Source organism: Flavobacterium sp. Root901 (assembly GCF_001429765.1).
Classification (GTDB): Bacteria; Bacteroidota; Bacteroidia; order Flavobacteriales; family Flavobacteriaceae; genus Flavobacterium.
This window is the reverse complement of the sequence record NZ_LMJB01000005.1, coordinates 555,041-580,115: the sequence shown is the minus strand read 5'-3', so window position 1 is coordinate 580,115 and position 25,075 is coordinate 555,041. Positions and strand designations below refer to the sequence as shown.

Below are 25,075 nucleotides of genomic sequence, written 5' to 3'. Positions count from 1 at the left end.
ATGTTAACAAGTAAGAAAACCAAAATTGTTGCTACACTTGGGCCTGCCTGTAGTACAAGAGAGATCATTAAAGATATGATCGATGCAGGGGTTAATGTGTTTAGAATCAATTTTTCGCATGCAGATTACGAGGGAGTAAAAGACAAAATCAATATCATTAGAGGATTAAACGAAGAGTTTGGTTACACTACAGCAATCCTTGGAGATTTGCAGGGACCAAAACTTAGAGTTGGTGTGATGGAAGAAGGTACTGTTGTACACGATGGAGATGAAATCACTTTTACAACTGCTGAAGATATTATAGGAACTGCTCAGAGAGTGTTCATGAAATATCAAAATTTCCCAAATGATGTTAATCCGGGAGAGCGTATTTTGCTTGACGATGGTAAACTTATTTTCGAAATCGTTTCGACAGATAAAAAAACAGAAGTTGTTGCAAAAGTTATTCAGGGAGGAGAATTAAAATCTAAAAAAGGGGTTAATCTTCCAAACACAAAAATTTCTTTGCCGGCTTTAACTGAAAAAGATATTGCAGATGCAATTTTTGCAATTGAACAAAAAGTAGACTGGATCGCACTTTCATTCGTGAAAACTCCTCGCGATTTACAAGATTTACAAGAATTAATTGCTAAACATTCAGAATATAAAATCCCAGTAATTGCTAAAATTGAAATGCCGGAAGCTCTTGAGAACATGGATAAAATTGTAGCATACTGCGACGGTTTAATGGTAGCTCGTGGAGATCTTGGTGTTGAGCTTCCTGCTCACGAAGTTCCGTTGGTACAAAAAGACTTGATCCGCAGAGCAAAAACGGCCAGAATTCCGGTTATTGTTGCAACACAAATGATGGAGACAATGATTACGAGTTTAACGCCTACAAGAGCTGAAGTAAATGACGTTGCGAACTCAGTAATGGACGGTGCAGATGCTGTAATGTTGTCTGGAGAAACTGCAACAGGAAATTATCCTGTACAGGTTATTCAGAAAATGACACAAATTTGTGAGGCAGTAGAAAATTCTCCGCTTATTCAGGTTCCTCAAAATACACCTCAAATTAAAACAAAACGTTTTGTTACTAAAACAGTTTGTCACCAGGCTGCTTTATTGGCAAATGAAATTGAAGCTAAAGCAATTTGTACTTTAACAAACAGCGGTTATACAGCTTTTCAAATTTCAGCATGGAGACCATCTACAGCTCATATTTTAGTATTTACTTCAAACAAAAGAATCTTAACACAATTAAATTTATTATGGGGAGTTAAATCATTCTTCTATGATAATGAAGAAAGTACAGATGATACTGTTACAGATGTAAATAAAATTGCAGTTGAAAAAGGGTATGCATCTACAGGAGATTATTTAATTAATCTTGCAGCAATGCCAATTAAAGAAAAAGGAATGGTTAATACCATGAGAGTATCTGCTATAGAATAGTTTTTTTAAAATTATATATTTCAAAAATCCATCCGGTGATTCGGGTGGATTTTTTTTTTGTTTTATAATTAAAAATGAACAAAGGTTGGTTAAACCCTTTATTTTGAGGAATTAAATGCTGCAAATTATATTTTGCAGTATAATGCAGTTAACAAAGTACTTTTTTATGTTGCAAGTTATAATTTGCAACATGCTCAGTACTGAAACATAAGATAATTCTGTTTTTTATTATATAATTTTGATTTCCTTAACAAAATATATAAGCCCCTATTTCCTTTTCCCTCCATTCTAAATAGTACAAAATTGATTTTGATACAGATTATTTTTTGGTAAAATATAGTTTGATTAGAAAACCATTTATATACAAACGAATTATTAACAAATCTTATTACCATGAAACAAAATAAATTTAGAAATGCTATAATGCTTTTCGCAGTAGTATGCTTCACTATTGTTCAGGTGAAAGCTCAAAACAAAAAAGTCAATATTTTAGTATTATGGGGCGACGATATTGGAACCACCAATATTAGTGCTTACAGTGACGGAGTTATGGGATATACAACGCCCAATATCGATCGTTTAGCCAATGAAGGATTGCGTTTTCTGCATTATTATGGAGAACAAAGCTGTACCGCCGGACGTGCTGCATTTTTAACCGGACAGCATGGGCTGCGAACTGGTCTTACAAAAGTAGGTTTTCCCGGAGCACCAATGGGAATGAGCCAGTTAGATCCTTCAATTGGAGGTATTATGAAAAGTCTGGGTTATGCAACAGGTCAGTTTGGTAAAAACCACGTTGGAGACAGAAATGAAAGTTTACCTACTGTAAATGGTTTTGACGAATTTTTTGGAAACCTCTATCATTTAAATGCAGAAGAAGAACCGGAATTACCTGATTATCCTAAAGATCCTGAATACTTGAAAAAATTTGGTCCAAGAGGAGTTCTAAAATGCACTGCCACCAATGTCGATGATGCTACTACAGATCCTCGTTTTGGAAGAATAGGAAAACAAAAAATTGAAGATACGGGAGCACTTACTAAAAAGAGAATGGAAACAGTAGATGACGAAACATCTGCAGCTGCGATTGATTTTATAAAAAGACAAAATGCTGCAGGAAAACCATTTTTCTGCTGGTTTAATGCTACCCGCATGCACCTCCGTACCCACGTTAGACCAGAACACAGAGGAAGATATACACATGGCGACAGTGAATATATTGATGGTATGATCGAACACGATGAAACTATAGGAAGCATCTTAAAAACGCTGGATGATTTAGGAATAGCTGATAACACTATCGTAGTATATTCGACAGACAATGGGCCGCACATGAATACCTGGCCAGACGGTGCAATGACACCTTACCGTTCAGAAAAAAATACCAATTGGGAAGGAGCTTTCCGTGTTCCATGTATTGTTCGCTGGCCGGGAGTTATTAAACCCGGAACTGTAACAACAGAGTTAATGAGCCATAATGACTGGATTCCAACTTTTGCTTCAATTGCAGGAGAGCCAGACATCACTAATAAACTTTTAAAAGGGTATAACGCAAACGGTAAAACTTATAAAGTACATTTAGACGGATATGATCAAAGTGCATTCCTTCGCGGAACAACCCAAAAAAGTGCGAGAGATAAATTTTTCTATACAGATGATGACGGACTTCTTGTTGCTTTAAGAGAAGGCGATTATAAGTATGTATTTGCAGAACAGCGTCTAGGAGGTACAATGGGTGTTTGGGCTGAACCTTTTACAGAATTGCGTCTGCAAAAAACATTTAACCTTTTTCAGGATCCTTTTGAAAGAGCTGACATTACTTCAAATACCTATTGGGATTGGCAATTAGACCATGTTGGTTCTGTTTACGGTGCGATACAGGATGTTGTGGTATTTGCAGAAACATTCAAAGAATTTCCTCCTCGTTCAATACCGCCTAGTTTCTCGGCTTCGAGCATTATGAAAGAGACGATGAGAGATATTAAAGCACAAAAATATGTAGAAAAAAATGTACTTCCTAAGTTAAAGGAAAACGAAACTGAGACTAAAAAGAAAAAATAAATAACAAAAAAGATTCAGAATAAGTGTCTGAATCTTTTTTAAAATACAAACATCATGAGAAAAAAAATAATTTTTTTACCTCTGATAGTTCTGTTTTTCTTTTACTGTAAAAAATCTGATACCTTAACTTCTCCCAAAACAGAAAGTAAAAAATCAGAAACGACTATCTCAGGTGATCCACTGCCCAGCTGGAATGACGGAGTTTTAAAAAATGACATTATAGCTTATGTAGAAAAAGTTACCAAAAAAGGAAGTCCGGACTTTATTCCGGAGGATTCTAGAATTGCAGCCTTTGATAATGACGGAACATTATGGGCAGAAAAACCATATGTACAGGAACTTTTTGCTTTTTACAAGGTTAAAAAAATGGTAGAAGCAAAACCTGAATTGGCTCAAAAGCAGCCTTTCAAAGCTGTTATAGAAAAAGACAAAATGTTTTTTGAAAAAGGCGGAGACAAAGCACTCATAGAATTGGTTGCTGCAACTCATACCGGAATGACTGAAGACGAATTTGAAGCTTCGGTAAATGACTTTTTTAAAGATGCAAAATATCCGGGCAAAAATGTCGCACTAAAGCAGATACGTTATCAGCCGCAGTTAGAACTACTAAATTATCTGCGTGCCAACGGATTTAAAACTTATATAGTAACTGGTGGTACTATTGAGGTTGTGAGGGCAATATCTCAGGATTTTTACGGAATTCCAAAAGACCAGGTTGTGGGTACTTCTTTCAAATATAAATATGATGAAGCAAAAAACACAGTACAGCGGGAACCGGCTTTAGACCATTTTAATGATAAGGAGGGAAAACCTGTTGGAATACAGTTGCACATTGGTCAAAGACCTGTTTTTGCCTGTGGTAATGAGGGAGGAGCAGGAGATCTGGCCATGCTCAAATATTCTCAGGGAAATAAATATCCTTCATTTCAATTATTAATAAATCACAACGACTCCATAAGAGAATACAGCTATCAGGAAAAAGATAATTTATCCCTGAATACAGCCTCAAAAAATAAGTGGAATGTTGTCAGCATTAAGGATGACTGGAAAAAAGTTTTCGCAGATAAATAATTTGAATTTAGTTAGAATCTAAAATGAAGCAGCTTTTTGCTTTTTAGGCTGCTTCATTTAGATTTTAAAGTAATTAAAAGTTTTAAAACGAATGTCTATGAAACGAACTAAGAATGAAATCATTAATAAGTTATTTTACACTGTGGCTTTTTTACTTTTTAATTTTACGGTTTTTGCGCAGGAAGATCAGCCGAAAGGCGGATCAAATGCACAGGAACTGGCAGATAAATTAGCAAATCCTGTTGCAAGTCTGATTAGTGTTCCTTTGCAGAACAATCTGAATTATGGCATTGGACCTTTTAACGGATCAAAATACACTATAAATGTACAGCCGGTTATTCCGTTTAAATTAACAGACAATCTAAATTTAATTACCCGCTATATATTGCCAGTCGTAGATCAAAGAGATATTACGGGAGAAAACACACATCAGTTTGGGTTAAGCGATGCAACGGTTACTGCTTTTTTTGCTCCAAAAACAAAGGGAATTATTTTAGGATTTGGTCCTGCATTTTTAGTGCCAACCGCTACAGATAAACTTTTAGGAACAGAAAAATTTGGAGTTGGGCCAAGTTTATTGATTATGCATCAGGGCAAAGGACTTTCGGTTGGTTTCATTGCCAATCAAATTTGGTCTGTTGCGGGAAATGAAGATCGTGCAGATTTCAATCAGTTTTATACTCAAATATTTCTTACCCATAGTTATAAGAGCGGTGCCAGTTTAGGAGTAAGCTCAGAAATTACTCAAAACTGGGAAGGCAGTACCACTTTAATTACAATTAGTCCTAACATAGGAGCAGTAACAAAATTGGGAGATCAGGTGGTTCAATTTGCAATTATGCCATTAATTCCGGTTGTGGGACCGCGAGAAATTAAACCCGATTGGGGATTAAGAGCTGTACTGGCATTCGTTTTTCCCGGATCATAACATTCCTTCTGATTTTTCTTTTATCCATTAAAAATTACAATATGAAATCAAAAATCTTATCCCTTATAATAGTTGTTTTATTAGTTTCCTGTACAAAATCTCCAACAGCAAACGACACAGCAGTTGCAGCAGATAGTACACAATCATCGGCATTTAAGCCAGCAGATATTGAAGAACAAATAGTGTATAACCGTGCGGTTGAAACCGTAATTTGGGGAATTCCTGCGGTTAATTTTGAACTGTTCAATGAAAGCTTAAGCAAAGCAAAAGGTAATTTTAATGAGATAATTTATTGGTCGGGTTTAATAAACTCAAAAAATCAGACTTTAACGCCAAATCCGGATGTGATATATGTAAACCCTTTCTATGATACCAGAGAAGGGCCAGTTGTTTTAGAAATTCCCGCAGCAGAAGGCAATTCTTCCTTAACAGGAAGTGTAGATGACGGATGGCAGACTGCTATTGAAGATATTGGACCTGCAGGCGTAGACAAAGGAATGGGAGGTAAATATCTTATCTTACCGCCTGATTATAAAGATCCGGTGCCTTATGGCTATATTCCAATGCCGTCATCTACTTATACTGGATTTGCAATTCTTCGTTCCAATCTAACTGATGGGAGTAAGGCTGATATTAAAAGAGCAGTTGATTACGGAAAAAAAGTAAAAATATATCCGCTTTCTCAGGCAGATAATCCGCCGGCAACCCAATTTGTTGATTTGTTAGAAACGCCATTCAGCAATACAATTCCGTACAATTTTCATTTTTTTGAATTGCTAAATCAGTTTGTACAAAGAGAGCCCATGCTTTCCCGGGACTTAGTTATGGCTGAATATCTGAAATCAATTGGCATAGAAAAAGGAAAATCTTTCGAAGCAGATTCAAGAAAAAAAGAAATTCTTAATGCTGCTATTAAAGAGGCCCATAAATGGATTGATAAACAATATATAAATGCTTTTAAAACACCTTTTTATGAGGGAACGAAATGGGCGGTTCCAATTTCACAAGATTTTATAAAATCAATATCGAGTAATTATACAACACCAAATGTTTATCCGCTGGGCGAAAGGGCAATTGTGTATTCTGTTGCTTATTTTAGTTCGAAGCATTTAGGAACAGGACAATTCTATTTAATATCCATTCAGGACGATAAAGGAAAGGAATTGGATGGTTCAAAATTATATCAGCTGCATTTACCTGCAAATGTTCCTGTAAAATTATACTGGTCTGTAACAGTTTATGATCGTGAAACGCATGGTTTAATTAAAGACATGCGATATTTTAGCCGGGCATCGACCACTCCGGGACTTCAAAAAAACAGTGATGGGTCTGTCGATATTTATTTTGGAGCAAAAGCGCCTGCAGGAAAAGAAGCCAACTGGATTCCAACAAATCCAAAAAGAAAATTCGAATTATTAGCCCGTTTTTATGGTCCGGAAAAAGGATTTTTTGAAAAAGCATGGAAAATGGGAGACGTTACTCAAGTAAAATAAAAATGTTTTTAGGATTAAAAAAATAGCAGCAGATAAAATGGATATTGCATTTGATTCAATGTGTTTTTTAAATTTTTATTTTATATCCGGATCAAAACAAATTAGATTGCAATAACTGGTTCAGGCAGTACAAGAAGGAATACTTCCGGCTGCCCCGGCACATAACTATGTCAGATAAATAAAACAATTATATTTAAGTAAGAATTTTATTGCTATAAATTATATAAATTAAATAAATTGATTATCTTTGAATGATTGTAAAAGCCTCAATTATAGTTCTTTGTGTTTTTTAACGCACCATCGAAGCCATTTGTCATTCATGATTTTTCAGAATTAATTATTTCGAGTTAAGCCATTTAATCATTAATTTAAATTCTACAAGATGAATACTAAAAGAACAAATCTTCGCATAATCCCAATTTTATTTCTGGGTTTAATTTACAGCTGCTCCCCAACTGTAAAAGTGACAACAGATTACGATCACTCTGCAAATTTTAATGAATATAGAACTTTTGCTGTTTACGACTTAAAAGCACAGCAGGGTCAGATCAACCAATTAAATGTAGATCGTGTTACCAACGCGATTCGGGCAGAGATGATAGCAAAAGGATTTACAGAAAGTTCAAATCCTGATTTAAAAGTAAACGCAATTTCAATATTAAAAAATAAAACACAAGTTACAGCCGACTCTAATTTTTACGGTTATGGCGGAATGTACCGTCCTTACGGATATTGGGGCGGCGGCGGAATGATGGGTGGTGCTACCACAACATTTAATACTTACGATTATGTCGATGGCTCACTGGTTATTGATATTGTTTCTACAAAGACACAAAAATTACTTTGGCAGGGAATTGGAAATGCCCAAATCGACAGCAGACCAGATAATCCGGAAGAATTTATAAATAGTTCTGTTAAAAAGATTTTAGAAGGATTTCCTCCGGGAGCAGTAAAAAAATAGCTTAGAAATTATGTCTTAAAATAGGCTGTACTTTCTATTTTGGTAAGTGCAGCTTATAAAACGCATATTTACTTTTTTGAAACACACTTCTCAAAAAAGTACAATTAATTAAATCCTAAACAGATGATCGATATAGTACTTTCGCTTTTCTTTTTTATAGCTACTATTGTGGGTTTTGCGACTTCAATTATGGTTCTTTCCTCAAAGAAAAACTATTCTAAAAGTTTTTTCTTAGGACTGTTTTTGTTTAGTCTGGCGGTTGTGAGTATCTATAATTTTTATTTATCGGCAAATGTTTTTAAAGATTTTCCGGATCTTTTTATGATTACTAAATCTTTTATTTTCTTAGCGGCTCCGTGTGCTTTTTTATATGTTCGAAATGTTTTGTTTCCAAATTCGGCTTTTAAAAAATACGATTGGCTTCATTTTCTGCCTTTTGTTATTTATTTTGCTTTGACCATAATAGTGTGGATTGGAAATTATACGGATATTTATTTCATAGATTATCTTTCTGTAAAAATAAAAAATCCTTTTTCTATACTAAGTCTCAGCATCTGGCTTATGTATGCATTTTGTCAGACGATGATGATTTTGAATTACGATTTAAAAAAGTTTAAAGAAAACCATCTGCAGAAAATAAAAATTTTAAGCTGGATAAGAGTTTATAATTTGATGATCCTGATTTTGTTTTCGGCACTTTTCGTGCATTTCTTTCTAATCAGTAATGTCAATAATCTTGATTTATCCTGTTATATCCTTATCTCTTCTGTTTTGATGTTTACTGTAGGATGGCTGTATTTTAAACCGCAGATTTTTTATGATACAATTGAAAATGAACCATTAAATTTTGTCGATGAAAATTTGATGACATTCACATCACAGGAAATCAAAAATTCACTGCCAATAGTTAAGGAATTAACATCCGAAAAACGAGAGCTGTACCTAACAAAACTGGAAAGTATTTTCGATTCTAAAAAACTCTTTTTAAGGAAAGATTTAGTAATTCGGGATATTTCAGAAGAAACGGGAATAACTGTAAACAATCTTTCTAATTTAATTAATTCAGAGTTTAATCTTCATTTTCAGGATTATATAAACTTAAAGAGAATTGAATATTTCAAAGAAAAAATAAACGATTCAGACTGGAAAGATCTTTCACTCGAAGGAATGGCCTGGGCTTCCGGTTTTAAATCCAGGACAACCTGTTTTAGAGCTTTTATAAAACATACCGGAAAATCGCCTTCAGAATATTTCAGAATCATTAGAATAAATGCTGAAAAAACAAACACCTATTTCTTTAAACAATCGACAAACTGAAACAATAGTCTTCATATGTTGATTGTGAGGTCTATTAATTTTAAAGACAAATCATGAAAACCCAATTAAAATCAGCATATATAATATTGTTCCTTTTCTTTTGTTTCCTGGGAAATGCCAAGCTCAAAGGAGGTCATATCCTGGGAGCGATGGGATTACAATCCGGAACACAGGCTACTGCAAATACTTTAAGTGTTTACATTCCGGTTTATTTATATGATGCCAGTTCGCTCCGAAATGCCAATGGAGCCAAAAACCGTTTTCAGGGCAATACCTTTTTCTTAACCCTTGCTCATGTATTTAATATGGGAAAAGAAAAAGAATAATTGAAAGATAAAGTTGCTGTTTTTTAATGAATACGATAAATTTTAAACTGACTTAAATGAGAAATACATATTCAGATTTGATCTTAAAAAACAGAAAGCTTTTTCAGAAAATGGTTTTCATTTTTACAATCTGCCTTTTTTCTTTCCAGACTGTAGTTGCACAAAAAACGCACATCAGCGTGAAGGATTCACTCGATGGCGCTTTTGATTTAAGTAATTATATTATTTATGCACACGGTTTTATTGTAGTTCCAACAGTTATTACAGAACCGGCTTTAGGCGGAATTGGAGGTGCAATTGTTCCTGTTTTTCTAAAAAAACGCCAGCCTGTTGTAGACGAAAATGGCAAAAAACGTTTTATAAATCCGGATATAACGGGAGGAATCGGAATGTATACCGGAAACAAAAGCTGGATGGTTGGCGCTTTTCGTTCGGCCACCTTAGTCAAACCCAAAATTTTATATCGTGTCATGGCCGGCTATGGAGACATGAATATTTCATTTTATGAAAACAATCTGCCCAACTTACCGGACCAGGAATTTAAACTCAACTTCAAATCAACGATTTTTTATACACAATGGCTAAAGCAATTTAGAAATGCCAAATGGAGTGCCGGGCCGCAGTATTTCTTTTTAAATTCAAAAATAAATCTTCCTGATCTAAATGTTCCTCCGCCATTTGTTAAACCCGGCGACATACAAAGTACAGTAAGCCAGCTGGGTGCGGCGATTCAGTTTGACGGACGCGATAACATATTTACTCCCGATAAAGGAATCCGGCTTCAGTCTGATTTCTTTTGGTCAGATGATGCATTAGGAAGCGATTATGATGCCTGGCGTGTCAACTTGTCGGCAATAGGATATTATCCATTAACAGAAAAATTAATTGGCGGGCTTAGAGTAGAAGGAGAACAGGCGTTTGGGAGTCCGCCTTTTTACTTAAGGCCGGGAATTAATTTAAGAGGAATTCCTTCTGCCCGATATCAGGGAAAAACCAGTATTGTAACCGAAGCCGAATTGCGATGGGACTTGTACAGAAGATGGAGTTTGATGGGTTACGGCGGACTGGCAAGTGCATTTAACGATTGGGATAAAGCTTTTGCAAAACCTGTTGTATACAGCTACGGAACGGGATTTAGATATTTATTGGCACGAAAATTCAAACTCCGCATGGGCGTTGACGTTGCAAAAGGCCCGGAAGACTGGGCATATTATATTGTTTTTGGAAGTAACTGGATGAGGTAATTATTAATTGTTTGATTGTAAAAAATAAATTCCCGAGAAGCAATAATCGGGAATTCAAATATAATTTGTGATAATTCGTGCAATTAGCTGCAAAAACTATTTCTTCCAATAGGGTTTAATAATTTTATTTTCTTTTTGGCTCAAGGCCAATAATAAAATGGCTGCTGCAGAGCAAAATATAACCGCTTGTATAGAACCTTCAGGACCAAACTCTCCTCCAGTAATAAATTCAGAACCCTGAATTTTCGAAACCAGTAAACTATTTGTTTTTGCATTTCCGGATGTAATGGCTCCAAAAATTCCGGACTGCATAAAATTCCATGCAAAATGTATCGCAATCGGAAACCATAAATTTCTGGTGTAAATATAAGCTGCACCTAACAGCAATCCGGCTTCAATAGCAATACACAAAGCAGAAAGCAATGTACTGTTGTCATTTGCCAAATGCAAAGCGCCAAAAATCAGAGCCGAAATGAATAAAGAAATATAACTTCCAAGTTTTTCTTCCATAATCCTAAAAAGGATTCCGCGCACTAAAATCTCTTCAATAATCGCGGCAGTAAAAGCAATTGTAAGCGGAATAATAATAAACGAAAAAGGATTTACAGCAGCAACAGCATAACCTCCATTGAAATAAATAACCAAAATAGTCAGCGACTGCAAAACAACGCCAATTAAAATTCCGATGATTAAATTTTTGGCAAGTCCGTTTAATGAAAATTCCGTTATGGCTCTTTTTTCATAATATTTAAAGAAAACAATATAACTGGTCAAAGCCAGAGCGCTGACAATTATTCCTTTTATAAGATTTCTATAATCTTTATCGAGAGAAGTCTGCAGCAATGCTTTTCCGGCAATAGCCTGTCCTGCATTGATAAGTAAAAGACAGACGATTAATCCTAAAATTATTTTGGTTAAGGGAAAATTGAATATTTTTTGTTTTGTAGTTAAAGTTTCCATTTTGGCTGGGTTTTAATATTTGAAGCAAAAGTAAATGGCGCTGAAAACAAAAAATAGAATGAAATTTGCCTCTTATAATTTTTGAAATTGTTTTGGCAGAAATCCTGTTTGATTTTTAAAAGTTCTGATAAAATGACTTTGATCTGAAAATCCGCATTCGAGGGCAATTTCGGTTAAATTACTTTCTTTGGATTGTATCAGCGAAAGCGAACGGTTTATTTTAATCCGGCGCATGTATTCTCCTAGCGTACAGCCAAAATATTTAGGAAAATGTTTCGAGATTGTAATAGGATTTAGTTGTAAAACCTTTGCCAGATCCTGCAGATTTGGGTTTTCGTTCCAGCAGTCATTTAGTAATTCCTGTAAACTTTTGACCCAAAACGGACTTTTTTCAAAGCGTTCCAAATGATTTTGTGCATTTGCCATCTGCGAAAAAAGCATCGTAATGGTATCGGCAGAGAAAGCATCGGCTGTCAGCGTTTCTTTAAAAATCTTTAGAATAATAAATTTGGTTAATGCCGAATTTTGAATTGATTTTTCTAACACAGCTTCAGACATTTGAAGGTCTTTCAGCAGATTTTCTTCCACTTCTACATTAATATTTCGGGAAGGAAAAAGTGTATTCTGGTTTAAATGCAGTTCATCACTGTGATAAAATAATAACGAGCCGGGGCCAACCGTTTCGCTGAAATTCTTTCTTTTTTCAGTAGTCCCGCCTTTCAGGAAAAGTGTAATGTGTGCGTTGTTGTGAGAGTGCCAGCCTTCGTAAACTTTATTTTGATACTCCGTTTCGACAACCGCAATTCCGTTTGAAGTCGTAAAAATATTTTTTATGTTACCGAGGTATTTCTCTTTTTCGAGTTCGTACATTTTTAAGGCTTAATGTTGTGGCATTTCAAGAACCAAAATACTATTTATTTGCATATAAAATTAAAAAAGATTTGATTCTCAACAGATAATGTTTTTATGCAATTTGTAAGGTTTTGAGGATTAATAAAAACATTGTATAAACATTAACTGTTAAATAATAGCTTTTTTACCGATTATTTAATTGTTTTGTAACAAAAATATAATAAGGGCTACTAATAAGGCAACTATTTAAATCTTTTGATTATGTATAAAAATACGATGAAATCAGTTTTTGCGGCATCTGCTTTTCTAGTGGGTATAAGCGGCTGTTTTGCGCAGGACATTTTGGTAAATTCACTAAAGTTAAATGCAAGTGATAAAAGCAAAGAAGCTTTTAAATTCACTGAAGTGGTTAACTTAGGAACAACATCGATTAAAAACCAGGGTTCATCAGGAACTTGCTGGAGTTATGCTTCCAACTCATTTTTAGAGTCAGAAATGATTCGTTTAGGAAAACAGCCTGTTGAGCTTTCTCAGGTATTTTCTGCCAGAAATGTGTATGTTGACAAAGGTGTAAATTATGTTCGTATGCACGGTGCCATCACTTTAGGTGACGGAGGTTCACTGCACGACGTAATTAATATGTACAAAAAATACGGAACCGTTCCGAGAGAAGTTTATACAGGACTAAACTACGGAACAGACAAAAATAAATTTGCAGAAATGTCTGCTCTTATCGAAGGTGTTTTGTCGGCAGTGGTTAAAAATCCAAACGGGGAGTTAACACCAAACTGGCAAAAAGCGTATGCGGCCGTCATCGATTCTTATTTAGGAAAAGTGCCGGACAACTTCAATTACAAAGGAAAAAACTACACGCCGCAGTCTTTTGCTAAAGAAGTGGTAGGAATTAATCCGGACGAATATGTAGAAATGTCTTCGTTTACAACGGCACCTTATTACCAAAAAACAGTTTTGGCCGTGCCGGATAACTGGTCTCTGGATCAGGTTTACAACGTAAAAGTAAACGACATGACAGATATTATCGACAATGCGCTGAAAAAAGGATACACAGTTGCCTGGGCAACAGACGTGAGCGAAAAAAGCTTTAGCTGGAAAAACGGTGTTGCGTATGTACCAACAAAGAAATTCGACGACATGACAGCCGAAGAAAAAGCAGACATGTTTAACGGACCAAAAGCGGAACCGGAAATTACGCCGGAAATGCGTCAGGCTGCGTTTGACAATTACGCAACAACAGACGACCACGGAATGCACATTATTGGTCTTGCAAAAGATCAAACCGGAAAAGAATATTATATCGTAAAAAATTCATGGGGAGAAACAAACGACTACAAAGGTTTCTTGTTTGTAACCAAAAATTTCGTAAAATATAAAACAACTGCCTTAATGGTAAACAAAGGCGGACTTCCTGCTGAAATTGCTAAAAAGTTAGGGGTTTAAGAATTTAAGGTTTTTTATAAAATAGAGAAAGCGCTGTGATCCTTTTGGATTGCGGCGCTTTTTTTGTTGAAATGGATATAATTATGTAATAGTTTTTTTTAAAAGATGTAATTTAAAAAAAAGAATAATTCCCAATTTAGAGATCTTATCTATAATATAATATCATGGAAAAGGAAGATAAAAAAATAAAGATTCAAGTTCCTAGATTTAAAGAAGAGAATGGATTTTATACAACTCCAGAACGGAGTAGGTTAATGTCTAAAATTAAATCAAAAAATACAAAGCCAGAAATAAAATTAAGGAAAAAACTGTGGAGTTTAGGATTTCGCTATAGATTACATAATAAACGATTGCCTGGAAATCCTGATATAGTATTAGAGAAGTTTAAAATTGTGATTTTTGTTGATGGTGAATTTTGGCACGGATATAATTGGCATGAGAAAAAGTTGAAAATTAAAACAAATCGTGATTTTTGGATTCCAAAAATTGAAAGGAATATGGAAAGAGATATTGAAAATGATTTTAAGATTCGTACTTTAGGATATAAAATTTTTCGATTCTGGGAACATTCTATTAAAAAAGATATGGATTTGTGTGTCAATGAAATACAGAGATATATTGATGAATTAGGAAATTAAACTTCTATTGGGATGATTTTTGTATTTGCATATATGACAATATTTGTCTATTTTCGCAATATAATTCTTATATATGGAAAATTGGAACAATAAGGCTAAACGGCTTCTTAAATCCGAATTAATAAAAAGAGGAATTACAAATAGTGATTTAGCTCTGTTATTAAATAGAAAAGGTATTGAAGAAACAAAAGCAAGTATTGACAGTAAAATAAGTAGAGGAAGTTTTAGTGCTTCTTTTTTTTTACAATGTTTGTCTGTTATTGGATGTAATAAGATTACAATAGAAGATTATCAAACAAATTATTTGCTAGTAGCTGAACCAGAAACTATATATGAAAAAACTACCAATGAGAAATAATACTGTAAAATTTATAGATCTTTTTGCGGGTCTTGGAGGAATAAGACTTGGTTTTGAAAGTGCATTTAGTACTTTAGGGTTTAATACAGAATGTGTAATGACATCAGAGATAAAACCTTATGCAGTTAAAACTTTAAAACAAAATTTTGAGCACGATTTTTTTGTTGGGGATATTTTCCAAGTAAAAAATGAGGAAATACCAGACTTTGATTTTCTGTTAGGTGGATTTCCTTGCCAACCCTTTAGTTCTGGGGGAAGGAGACAAGGTTTTCTTGATACAAGAGGTACATTATTTTTTGAGATAGAAAGAATATTGAGAGATAAAAAACCTTACGGATTTATTTTAGAAAATGTAGAAGGATTGGTTAAACATGACATTGAAAATAAAAATGATAAAATAGGTCGAACACTATCTACAATTTTGTATAAATTGGAGAATGAATTAGGTTATAATGTTGCATGGAAAGTATTTGACTCAGTAGAATTTGGACTACCGCAATCACGTAAAAGAATATTTATTGTTGGTACTAAGAAGGGTGAAGTCAATTTAAATGGGAATGATCCAGTTTTTAATCCTCTAAAAAGTATTTTGGAAAAAGGGTTAAAAACAATTGAATCAGATTTTGTTACTAAAATATTCTCGCATTTTGAGTTAAAGGATTTACATGGGAAATCTATTAAAGATAAAAGGGGTGGTGATAATAATATTCATAGTTGGGATATTGGTTTAAAAGGCGAAGTGTCAGACAAGCAGTGTTTCTTACTTAATAAATTGTTTAAGGAGAGAAGAAAAAAACAATGGGCACAAGAAATTGGTATAGATTGGATGGATGGAATGGCTTTAACTTTGCAACAAATAAAAACTTTTGTAGAATATGAGGAAAAGGAACTTTATGAAATGTTAGAAGACCTTACCAAAAAAGGATATTTGAAATTTGAATATCCAAAAAAATTAGTTAAGGAACTTACAGAGGATGGAGTAAAAACTTACAGAACCTATGATACAAGTAAATCAAAAGGATATAATATTGTTACAGGTAAATTAAGTTTTGAAATTAATAAAATTTTAGATCCTAACGATATTGCACCAACATTAGTTGCAACAGATGTTTCGCGTTTGGCTGTTCCTGATGGTAATGGCTTAAGAAAATTAACTGTTAGAGAAGGTTTGAGATTATTTGGTTATCCAGAGTGGTATGTTATTCCAACAAAAGAATATGATGCTTTTGATTTGCTAGGAAATACAGTCGCTATTCCTGTTGTAGAATTTGTTGGTTATCAAGTTGCTAAAAACTATTTAGAATTTAAGGAATCTCATTTTACATCTAAAGAGATCCCAGTGTGTTCTTCATAATTTTTAAGAACATTTTGTAGCCAATGTCCATTGACGTGTCTTGTAGGTGGATATTGATATCTAGTTTCATTGAGTGCAGATAAGAATTCTTCTTTTGTAGAAAACGGTTTAAATCTTGCTCTTTCGGAATACCAAACCGAAGGTCTGATATTGTAAATTATATGCTTCTTTTCCTGGACTTTTATTGGGTAAGGGCCACTTGGTCCTGAAAGTTCCCATATTTTTTTTAGCCAAACATTTTTTATTGTTATAACGCTACCATTCATTTCATATGCAAAGATTAGATAATCTGAATCGATACGATATGCGTTTACTAATAAAGAGTTACAATATGAATCAAAATTAGCTAAATCAAAACCGGGGCCATTTTGATAATCAAATGTTTTTACTTCTAATAAATCTATTTTTTTATTGTGCGTGTCTAAATAAAAATCAGGGAAAATTTGAGAATTTGTGTTTTCTTCAAATTCAATCTTTTCTTTCATCATCCATGCTTTTAACCACTCTTGCAATAAATTCCCAACTGTGTCCCTGCTTTCGATTGATATTATTAAATTTTTTAAAGAGAAATTTATTTCGGCTTTTTCTCCGATTATTTTATCCTCATCTACAAGCTTTGTGTATAATTCTTGCGGGGTTAATTTCATTTTGTTTATTAATTTTATTTCAAATATAAATATTTTTCTATAATAGTTTAAGTTTTATATGAATTGAGTTGTTTAAGTAGGATTTATAATCTACTTAATCTTGAGAATATCTATAAAATAAAAGAAGTTCTTTTCTACAAGAACTTCTTTTTATCATAAACAATATATTTACTCAAAAGAAATCCTACTTCCCCTTCATCAAATTCTCCAAATACTCAACCTTATCCTTCTCAGCCTGAACCAAACGCTCATAAAGTTCCACAACTTTATCAAGAGGATTGAAATTGCAATTGTATGCATTTCCAGTAATAATACTTCCGTCGCTTAATGTATTACCAATAATATTTAAAACTGCTTCTTCAGAAAAATTCTTAATCCCTTCAGCAGAAACACCTAATATTTCAGCAATTGCCTGAAGTTTTTCATCATCGATTGTTTCGCTGTTTTCAATAGCCGAAACAGTTTGCTGGCTCGTTCCTAAAGCCTGCGCCAATGCTTCTTGTTTCATATCACGAAGTTCACGAATACGGCTTATTTTTCGCCCTATATGATTTGGTTTTGTAAATGTGCTCATAGCTCAAAGATATTTAAAAATTCGTGAAAAATTATTCAGGTTGTAAATTACAGTTTACAAATTGTACAATACAATTTGTATTATGTTGGGACATTACAAAAATACAATTTTTCGCACATTGAATAATTAAAAAATTAATTATAAAACAGAAATAATAAAACAAAATGCGAATTGTGCAGTTGGTAGTTTTTCTGAAGACATTAAAGTTAAAATTTAAGCTAACTAAAAGAAAATCAGTAACTTTATGTTGTGTTTTAATTGGAGTAATAACTTTAATTAAATTATTTATGAAAATACATTTACTACATTTTGCAGCAATTGCAGGTTTGTTTTCATTAAGCTGTTTTGCCCAAAACACAAATTATATGGCAGCAAACGCAGAAAGTTTGAGGCCGCCTTATAAATTTGAAAGCCGTCCGGAAGAAGATCGAGTTATAGAATCGTATTTGGTTGAAGAAGTCATCAATATGCCTTTTAGCAAAAGAATTACAAAATACGAAGTTTCAAAATTGGATATGGTTTATACAAACGATCTTGGTCCAAATAATACAAGAACGGTAACTCCGGTATACAAAAAGAAAAAAGTAAAAACCTCTGGTACAATTTTGGCTTCAAAAGCTATGGCTGATGCCAGTTTTCAGGCAATTCAACCTGTAGAAGTTGAAGTTACCGCTCCGGCCTACAGTGAAAGGTTTGTAAAAGTTTATATTTTGGATACATACGCCAATGTTTTGGACAAAGGGTATAAATCTGCAGAGATGCTGAAAAAAGTGGGTGACAAATATTATTTTGAAAGTAATTTTAAAGAAGCAGTAAAATATTATTCGGAGTTGATTGCCCTCAATGAAAATTTAGAAACCATTTATTATTTCAGATATTCCCAATCGCTAAAAGCAATAAACGAAACAGAAAAGGCCGGAGAAATGATGAGATTATTCGACAGCAAAAACCTGAATGAATAAAACAAGATAATTTTTAAAACAAAAAAAGACCATCATTTGATGGTCTCTTTTTGTTTGCTGTTCTCTCAGAACAAATATTTAGTTAATGAAACCAAATTTGTTTTCGAAAAGTTTTCCAATTAAAGGAAGCGGAGTTTCTTTTTCTTTACTTGCGTTAATTGCACCAATGATAATAAAAACCAGGAAAACTAAACTCACTAAGCTGAAAATGAATACTAATGAAGGAATAATTCTTGCAATAATCTGAATAATTACATTGTATACAATTACGATTGCATATAATCCAAAAGATTGCTTTTGGTGATACTTAACAAGTGGATCTCTTGGAGAATTAGAAGAAAAGAAAGATACTAACCATCCAATTATGGTTATGTAAGAAACGATAGCTAATGTTTTGTTATTCATTTTGTTATATTTTATATGTGTAAAATTTTGTGCAAAAATATTAACACTAGCTTTTTTAAACAGGAACAATAAGTTTAAAATATATTACTATAAGACTTTTTATTTTTAATTCTGAAGAACGAATAATATTGATTATCAGTTGTTTATTATCATTCAGAGCTGAATTAGCCTAAAACGTAAAAGTTAATTGAAAATATTTAGTTCTTTGATTAACGGTCAAAAAAAATACCACTTACAGTTTGTAAGTGGTATTTAATAAGCTCCCCCTCTTGGGCTCGAACCAAGGACCCTCTGATTAACAGTCAGATGCTCTAACCAACTGAGCTAAGGAGGAATCACCTTAAAGGTAAATATGTTTGCTAAAAAAAGTTGCTCCCCCTCTTGGGCTCGAACCAAGGACCCTCTGATTAACAGTCAGATGCTCTAACCAACTGAGCTAAGGAGGAAGTTGTTGCTCTTTTTAGCGAGTGCAAATATAATTGATTTTTTAGTTTCTCAAAAATATTTTAACTCTTTTTCAAAAAATATTTTTCTACTTGACAATTGCCTTATAAATGTCGTTCCCGTTTGCGAACAAAAGCAGCGCTATAAGTAGTACGAAGCCAACCATTTGGGCATTTTCAAGGAATTTATCGCTTGGTTTTTTGCCACTGATAATTTCATACAATAAAAACATCACATGTCCGCCGTCAAGAGCCGGAATTGGCAATAAATTCATAACTCCAAGCATAATTGACAATAAAGCAGTAATTGACCAGAACGTTTCCCAACTCCAAAAACTTGGAAAAATGTTATAAATGGCTGCAAAACCACCCACTTGTTTGTAAGCTTTAGTTTCAGGATTAAAAATCATCTTCAATTGTTTTCCATAACCTACCAGCTGATCTTTTCCTTTTTGAATTCCAACCGGAATAGATTCAAAGAAACTGTACTCTTTAGTACTCACTTTATAGTAGCCTAATTTCTCTAATGACTCTATAGCTAAACCTCCGACACCAATACCTAATTTTCCTAGTTTAGAAACCTTAACCGTAACAGGAGTTTCTTTTAAATCTCGTAGTACAACAGCTGGAATTGTTTTTCCTTTGTTTGCTTCTAAAATAGTTTTTGCTTCATCAAAATATTTAATCTTTTGACCATTCAGGCTTACAATAATGTCTTTTGGTTTCAAAGAAGTGTTTTCTGAGTCCTCAGCAATTTTACCTACCACAAAAGGCATTCTGATGCCAATCAGCAAACCTTTTTCATATTTAGATAACTGGTCAACAAAATCATTCGGAATAGTAATAGTTTGTTGTTTTCCGTCTCTTTCAATCAAAACATGTTTAGACATGATGACATTCATATTCATGTCGCTGTCAAAATTTTCTACTTTTTTTCCGTCAATCGAAATAATTTTATCTCCGGTTCTAAAACCAGCTTTAAGCATTGCAGGATTTTCAATAAAAACCCCGTCTTTTAAATCGGCATTAGCCACATAAGTATCGCCATAAGCAAATGCCATTCCTATATAGATAAGAAAAGCCAGAATAAAGTTTACTGTCACACCGCCAAGCATAATGATTAAACGCTGCCAGGCCGGTTTAGAACGAAATTCCCAAGGCTGAGGCGGAAGAGCCATTTGTTCCTTGTCCATACTTTCGTCGATCATTCCTGAGATTTTTACATAACCTCCAAGCGGCAGCCATCCAATTCCGTATTCTGTTTCGCCAATTTTCTTTTTTAACAGCGAATATTTAACATCAAAAAATAAGTAAAATTTTTCAACTCTCGTTTTAAACAATTTTGCAGGGATAAAATGCCCTAATTCGTGAAGAATAATAAGTAAAGATAAACTCAATAGAAATTGAGAGAGTTTGATAACTATATCCATTTTATATTTTTAGTTCGTATTTAACGCACAAAAGTAGCGTTTCTATTTTAATTTGAGAGCGCAATATAATACATAAGGTTTTAAATGTTTGTTAATTAATAAACATTTCAATTTCTCGTTTTAACAAGATACTGTAACTTTACTTTTTATAAGCTGTCCATTTTAATTGGTAGCGCAAATTTATTAAAAGTTACAATTATGGCTTCACAATTATTTTCCCCCTTCACATTAAAAAATATTACCCTGAAAAACAGAATTGCTATTTCGCCAATGTGTCAGTATTCTGCCCTTGACGGATTTGCAAACGACTGGCATTTGGTTCACTTGGGAAGCCGCGCAAGCGGAGGCGCCGGACTGATTATTCAGGAAGCTACAGCGGTTTCTCCGGAAGCGAGAATTTCGCCTTCTGATCTCGGAATCTGGAAAGACGAACATATCGAAAAACTAAAACAAATCAACGCATTTATTGTTTCCCAAAACTCCGTTCCCGGAATCCAGCTGGCGCATGCCGGAAGAAAAGCAAGCGTTTCTGCTCCATGGGATGGAAATAAAAAATTAGATTTTGCTCAGGGCGGATGGCAGACGTTTTCGGCAAGTGCGGTTCCGTATCACGATGACGAACCATTTCTTCCCGAAGCTTTAGATCAAAACGGAATCCAAAAAGTGATCTCGGATTTTAAAACCGCGACAAAAAGAGCTGTTCAGGCAGGATATAAAGTGCTTGAAATTCATGCGGCGCATGGTTATTTGCTGCATCAGTTTTTATCGCCTTTAACAAACATAAGAACAGATGAATATGGAGGAAGTTTTGAAAACCGAATTCGTTTTACAATCGAAATTCTCGAAGCCGTACAGCAGGAATGGCCAAAAGATCTTCCGTTATTTGTCAGGATTTCAGCAACAGACTGGGCAGAAAATGGATGGAATCCGGAAGAATCTGTAAAGCTGTCTGCAATATTAAAAGAAAAAGGAGTCGATTTAATTGATGTTTCATCCGGAGGATTGGTTTCGCATCAAAAAATAATATTGGGCCCGGGTTATCAGGTTCCGTTTGCAGAAAAAATAAAGAAAGAAGCCAGCATCTTAACAGGTGCCGTTGGTTTAATTACCGAAGCCGGACAAGCCGAAGAAATTTTGAAAAACGGTCAGGCCGATTTAATTTTATTCGCCAGAGAATCATTAAGAAATCCTAATTTAGCTTTGGATTTTGCCAAAGAATTAAACGATGATATTCAATGGCCAAAACAATACGAAAGAGCTAAGAATTAATTTTTTTTGCCACGAATTCCACTAATTTTCGCTAATTAAAATATGCATACCGATTTGTGATAATTTGTGTAATTCGTGGCAAAAACAAGAAGCTGTGTAAATCAATTAATCTGTGGCAAAAAAACATACAAAATGCAAAAAATAAAAACAGCACTATTATCATACGGAATGTCGGGGAAAGTTTTTCACGCGCCTTTTTTAGATATTCATCCCGGATTTGAATTGTTAGGTTCCTGGGAAAGAAGCAAAAAATTGATTCAGGAAGATTATCCATACGTTAAAAGTTATGCTTCGATAGAAGATTTATTAGCAGATGATGTTGACCTTGTAATCGTAAATACGCCGGTTGGAACGCATTATGAATACGCCAAAAAAGTGCTTTTGGCCGGAAAACATGCAGTAGTCGAAAAAGCCTTTACGACAACTGTATCCGAAGCCGAAGAACTGGCTGAAATTGCTAAAGAAAAAGGATTAAAATTAGCCGTTTTTCAAAACAGAAGATGGGACAGTGATTTTAAAACCATTCAGAAAATAATCAATGACGGCGTTTTAGGAGATTTAGTCGAAGCCGAATTTCATTTTGACAGATACAATCCATTATTAAGTCCAAAAGCGCACAAAGAAACGGCAAACGACGGAGCAGGAGTTTTAAAAGATCTGGGTCCGCATATTATCGATCAGGCTATTAGTTTATTTGGTTCTCCAAAATCGGTTTTCGGTGATATCAGAATTACAAGGGAAAATTCTTTAGTCGACGACTGGTTCGACTTGTCTTTAATTTATGATGATTTAAGAGTACGTTTAAAAGCAGGTTTTTTTGTGAGAGAAGCCAATCCGGCTTATACGATTCACGGAAAAAAAGGTTCGTTTTTAAAACCCCGCGGAGACGTTCAGGAAGATGAATTAAAAATTGGAAAAAAACCAAATTTAGAATCCTGGGGAACAGAACCTGAAGATTTGCAAGGTATTTTGCATACGGAAGTGGACGGAAAAGTAATTCGCGAAAAAGTACCGACACTCAAAGGAAATTATTTTTCGTTTTTTGACGGTGTTTTTAATTCTATTACAAACAGAACTCCAGAACCGGTCACCGCTCAGGACGGCGTAAAAGTAATGCAGATTATAGAAGCTGCAATTGCAAGTAATGCACAACGAACTGTAATTAACTTATAAATTACATCCCGCGGATTAAACTAATTAAACGGGTTTATATTGCTTTGATTTATAATTTGAGTTAAATTATATAAAGAACGATTTTAGAGACGCACAGCAGTGCGTCTTTTTTGTGCGCAAAACAAAAAATATCATCGGTCAAAATCCGTTTAATCCGTAAAATCTGTGGTCAAAACTTGTAAAATCTGAAGCAAAACCAGCCAATTTATAAACAATAACGTTGTAAATAATCGAACAATTTGTACCTTTAAGTAAATACACAGGTTTTTTGTACTTTTATAATATAATCCCAAAAATGCATCGGTTTTGATAAATTTTAATCCATTACAACTTTTTCAGACTAAAGGAAAAATCAAGAAAGTTTTTAGAGAAGCAAAGGCTTCTTATCTTAACAGAATTCGTTTTGCCGTTGGAATGTTTTATTTCGGAATGGGATTAAGTTTTGCAACCTGGGCAAGCCGCATTCCGGATATCAAAGCTGCTTTAAATTTAACAGAAGGTGATTTAGGTTCCATTCTTTTTGCCCTTCCAATGGGACAGTTAATTGTTATGCCTTTTTCGGGAAAAATGGTAACCAAATTCGGAAGTCACCGTGTTTTGATTTTTGCACTGATCATGTATGTTTTAAGTCTCGCCAATTTAGGTCTGGCAACGACAGGGCTGCAATTGTCAGTAGGATTGTTTTTATTTGGATTATTTGGAAACTTAGCCAATATTGCAGTAAATACACAAGGTGTTTATACAGAAGTACTTTTCAAAAAAACAATCATGTCCTCTTTTCACGGAATGTGGAGTTTTGCAGGATTTACAGGAGCTTTAGTTGGTTTAGGAATGCTGGCTTTAAACTTAACGCCATTGCATCATTTTTTAATTGTTGGCGTCGTAGTATTATTAATGATCGCCTTCAATTTCCAATTTTTAATCAGGGCCAAAGAAAAAATCAAGCACAATACAGAGAAGAAAAAAATATTTGTAAAACCGGACAGCGGCTTAATCTGGCTTGGAGTAATTGGCTTTTGCAGTATGGCGAGCGAAGGAGTTATGTTTGACTGGAGCGGTGTTTACTTTAAAGATATTGTGCAGGCGCCGGGACCTTTGGTGGTTTTAGGATATACATCATTTATGATTATGATGGCCAGTGGAAGATTTTTAGGCGACGGATTAATCAATAAATTTGGCCGTGAACGCGTTATGCAGATTAGCGGCGTTATGATTTCTGCCGGATTATTTACAGCTGTTTTTCTTCCTTATATTATTCCATGTACTATTGCTTTTATGGCAGTTGGTTTAGGAGTTGCCACTATAGTTCCAACAGTTTACAGTATGGCGGGAAAAAATCCGACTGTTCCGGCAGGAGAAGCTTTAACAATAGTTTCAAGTGTAAGTTTCCTTGGATTTTTAATGGGACCGCCCGTTATAGGTCATATTGCTCAAAACTTTGGACTTCGTTTTTCTTTTGCTTTCATCGGGATTTTTGGCGTTCTAATCGCTTTTATGGTTTCTAAAATCAGAACTTCAAATTAGTATTTTGAACCAAATTTTTGTTTTTGACCAAAAAACATCTTTTCATTGTTACTATAATTATTTTTAATTTGTAAGAATTTATTTTCTTTTTAATTATTTTTTCTATATTTGAATCGGGTTATTTGACTATAAACCGGCCTTTTCCAAAACCAATTTTATCTTTTGAATAAGGGATTAATTTCCTAAAACTATT

At 34.1% G+C, this 25,075-nt stretch carries 23 protein-coding genes and 2 tRNA genes; 17 read left to right on the top strand and 8 right to left on the bottom strand.

Features of this window, described 5'->3' with window-relative positions; all coding sequences use genetic code 11:
* The 9 genes from pyk to ASE21_RS06170 all read left to right on the top strand — a co-directional run bounded on the left by pyk (position 1) and on the right by ASE21_RS06170 (position 10,835).
* Positions 1-1,434, top strand: a complete 1,434-nt coding sequence (gene pyk, locus ASE21_RS06215) for a pyruvate kinase (protein ID WP_057121717.1) — start codon at positions 1-3, stop codon at positions 1,432-1,434.
* 393 nt (positions 1,435-1,827) lie between these two features.
* Positions 1,828-3,495 (top strand): arylsulfatase, encoded by a 1,668-nt coding sequence (locus ASE21_RS06205; protein ID WP_057121715.1) that lies wholly within the window; start codon positions 1,828-1,830, stop codon positions 3,493-3,495.
* Positions 3,496-3,549: 54 nt separating this feature from the next.
* Positions 3,550-4,566, top strand: a complete 1,017-nt coding sequence (locus ASE21_RS06200) for an HAD family hydrolase (RefSeq protein WP_082603442.1) — start codon at positions 3,550-3,552, stop codon at positions 4,564-4,566.
* Positions 4,567-4,663: 97 nt separating this feature from the next.
* Positions 4,664-5,494 carry a hypothetical protein gene (locus tag ASE21_RS06195; RefSeq protein ID WP_057121714.1) on the top strand — a complete coding sequence of 277 codons (831 nt, stop codon included), beginning with the start codon at positions 4,664-4,666 and terminating at the stop codon, positions 5,492-5,494.
* Positions 5,495-5,535: 41 nt separating this feature from the next.
* Positions 5,536-6,987 carry a DUF1254 domain-containing protein gene (locus ASE21_RS06190; RefSeq protein ID WP_057121713.1) on the top strand — a complete coding sequence of 484 codons (1,452 nt, stop codon included), beginning with the start codon at positions 5,536-5,538 and terminating at the stop codon, positions 6,985-6,987.
* A gap of 382 nt (positions 6,988-7,369) precedes the next feature.
* On the top strand, positions 7,370-7,948 hold the full coding sequence (locus ASE21_RS06185; RefSeq protein WP_057121712.1) for a DUF4136 domain-containing protein: 579 nt from the start codon (positions 7,370-7,372) through the stop codon (positions 7,946-7,948).
* A gap of 123 nt (positions 7,949-8,071) precedes the next feature.
* Positions 8,072-9,265, top strand: coding sequence for a helix-turn-helix domain-containing protein (locus tag ASE21_RS06180; protein ID WP_057121711.1), 1,194 nt, complete (start codon positions 8,072-8,074; stop codon positions 9,263-9,265).
* 53 nt (positions 9,266-9,318) lie between these two features.
* Positions 9,319-9,591, top strand: a complete 273-nt coding sequence (locus ASE21_RS06175; protein WP_057121710.1) for a hypothetical protein — start codon at positions 9,319-9,321, stop codon at positions 9,589-9,591.
* A gap of 56 nt (positions 9,592-9,647) precedes the next feature.
* A complete protein-coding gene (locus tag ASE21_RS06170) occupies positions 9,648-10,835 on the top strand; it encodes a BamA/TamA family outer membrane protein (protein ID WP_057121709.1) in 1,188 nt (395 codons plus the stop codon).
* Positions 10,836-10,931: 96 nt separating this feature from the next.
* Here the strand turns inward: ASE21_RS06170 and ASE21_RS06165 are convergent, their stop codons facing one another.
* Both ASE21_RS06165 and ASE21_RS06160 read right to left on the bottom strand, forming a co-directional pair.
* The gene (locus tag ASE21_RS06165) at positions 10,932-11,795 is read right to left on the bottom strand and encodes a CPBP family intramembrane glutamic endopeptidase (RefSeq protein WP_057121708.1); all 864 of its coding nucleotides are present in this window, start codon (positions 11,793-11,795) and stop codon (positions 10,932-10,934) included.
* Positions 11,796-11,867: 72 nt separating this feature from the next.
* The gene (locus ASE21_RS06160) at positions 11,868-12,665 is read right to left on the bottom strand and encodes an AraC family transcriptional regulator (protein ID WP_057121707.1); all 798 of its coding nucleotides are present in this window, start codon (positions 12,663-12,665) and stop codon (positions 11,868-11,870) included.
* 243 nt (positions 12,666-12,908) lie between these two features.
* On the opposite strand from ASE21_RS06160, the gene ASE21_RS06155 reads away from it, so the two are divergent.
* The 4 genes from ASE21_RS06155 to dcm all read left to right on the top strand — a co-directional run bounded on the left by ASE21_RS06155 (position 12,909) and on the right by dcm (position 16,455).
* Complete coding sequence (locus tag ASE21_RS06155; protein ID WP_057121706.1) at positions 12,909-14,105, top strand: aminopeptidase C; 1,197 nt, start codon at positions 12,909-12,911, stop codon at positions 14,103-14,105.
* 164 nt (positions 14,106-14,269) lie between these two features.
* Entirely contained in the window at positions 14,270-14,743 is a 474-nt protein-coding gene (locus tag ASE21_RS06150) for a very short patch repair endonuclease (RefSeq protein ID WP_057121705.1), read from the top strand.
* A 73-nt stretch (positions 14,744-14,816) separates the two neighbouring features.
* On the top strand, positions 14,817-15,101 hold the full coding sequence (locus tag ASE21_RS06145; protein WP_057121704.1) for a DUF6471 domain-containing protein: 285 nt from the start codon (positions 14,817-14,819) through the stop codon (positions 15,099-15,101).
* Complete coding sequence (dcm, locus tag ASE21_RS06140; RefSeq protein ID WP_206779247.1) at positions 15,076-16,455, top strand: DNA (cytosine-5-)-methyltransferase; 1,380 nt, start codon at positions 15,076-15,078, stop codon at positions 16,453-16,455. The genes ASE21_RS06145 and dcm overlap by 26 nt, the downstream gene beginning before the upstream one ends.
* Here the strand turns inward: dcm and ASE21_RS06135 are convergent.
* Both ASE21_RS06135 and ASE21_RS06130 read right to left on the bottom strand, forming a co-directional pair.
* Entirely contained in the window at positions 16,416-17,102 is a 687-nt protein-coding gene (locus ASE21_RS06135) for an NgoBV family restriction endonuclease (RefSeq protein ID WP_057121703.1), read from the bottom strand. The two genes, dcm and ASE21_RS06135, sit on opposite strands and share 40 nt — an antisense overlap.
* A gap of 184 nt (positions 17,103-17,286) precedes the next feature.
* Positions 17,287-17,676, bottom strand: a complete 390-nt coding sequence (locus ASE21_RS06130) for a helix-turn-helix domain-containing protein (protein WP_057121702.1) — start codon at positions 17,674-17,676, stop codon at positions 17,287-17,289.
* 287 nt (positions 17,677-17,963) lie between these two features.
* Between ASE21_RS06130 and ASE21_RS06125 the strand changes: the two genes are divergently transcribed.
* Positions 17,964-18,638, top strand: a complete 675-nt coding sequence (locus ASE21_RS06125) for a hypothetical protein (RefSeq protein WP_057121701.1) — start codon at positions 17,964-17,966, stop codon at positions 18,636-18,638.
* A 78-nt stretch (positions 18,639-18,716) separates the two neighbouring features.
* Here the strand turns inward: ASE21_RS06125 and ASE21_RS06120 are convergent, their stop codons facing one another.
* The 4 genes from ASE21_RS06120 to rseP form a co-directional block, all read right to left on the bottom strand.
* Positions 18,717-19,043, bottom strand: coding sequence for a DUF4870 domain-containing protein (locus ASE21_RS06120; protein ID WP_057121700.1), 327 nt, complete (start codon positions 19,041-19,043; stop codon positions 18,717-18,719).
* A gap of 260 nt (positions 19,044-19,303) precedes the next feature.
* A tRNA-Asn gene (locus ASE21_RS06115) sits at positions 19,304-19,377 on the bottom strand.
* A 38-nt stretch (positions 19,378-19,415) separates the two neighbouring features.
* Positions 19,416-19,489 (bottom strand) — tRNA-Asn (locus ASE21_RS06110).
* Positions 19,490-19,575: 86 nt separating this feature from the next.
* The gene (rseP, locus tag ASE21_RS06105) at positions 19,576-20,916 is read right to left on the bottom strand and encodes an RIP metalloprotease RseP (RefSeq protein WP_057121699.1); all 1,341 of its coding nucleotides are present in this window, start codon (positions 20,914-20,916) and stop codon (positions 19,576-19,578) included.
* Between the two features lie 198 nt (positions 20,917-21,114).
* On the opposite strand from rseP, the gene ASE21_RS06100 reads away from it, so the two are divergent.
* The 3 genes from ASE21_RS06100 (at position 21,115) to ASE21_RS06090 (ending at position 24,882) form a co-directional block, all read left to right on the top strand.
* On the top strand, positions 21,115-22,185 hold the full coding sequence (locus ASE21_RS06100) for an NADH:flavin oxidoreductase/NADH oxidase (protein WP_057121698.1): 1,071 nt from the start codon (positions 21,115-21,117) through the stop codon (positions 22,183-22,185).
* 132 nt (positions 22,186-22,317) lie between these two features.
* Positions 22,318-23,358 (top strand): Gfo/Idh/MocA family oxidoreductase, encoded by a 1,041-nt coding sequence (locus ASE21_RS06095; RefSeq protein WP_057122349.1) that lies wholly within the window; start codon positions 22,318-22,320, stop codon positions 23,356-23,358.
* 306 nt (positions 23,359-23,664) lie between these two features.
* Positions 23,665-24,882, top strand: a complete 1,218-nt coding sequence (locus ASE21_RS06090) for an MFS transporter (RefSeq protein ID WP_082603441.1) — start codon at positions 23,665-23,667, stop codon at positions 24,880-24,882.
* Positions 24,883-25,075: the final 193 nt, after the last annotated feature.